The organism is Photobacterium sp. R1 (assembly GCF_054600795.1).
Map to the genome: position 1 here is coordinate 1 of NZ_BAAHZP010000932.1, position 239 is coordinate 239.

The window sequence follows — 239 nt, forward strand, 5'->3', positions numbered from 1 at the left end:
GTGACGGTGAAGCGCTTTGTGGCGGCAAACGCCAAGCTGAACAATGTTGATCTGGCGATAGCGATTAAAAATGGCGTGTTTTCTCTCAATAAGTTCGCAGCCCAGCTGTACGATGGGACAATAACCGCCACAGCCAGACTGGATGCGAACGGTTCAGTGCCTGTGTACCAGATCAGCAATGCCATCAAAGGTGTACAGGTACAGCCTTTGCTGGTGGATGTTGCCGAGAATGATATTCT

1 protein-coding gene is annotated in these 239 nt (G+C 50.2%); it reads left to right on the plus strand.

Annotated elements, in window-relative coordinates; genetic code table 11:
• Window positions 1–239: AsmA family protein (locus tag ACYP03_RS27810; protein ID WP_459782913.1), on the plus strand; the 239-nt coding region annotated here is incomplete at both ends.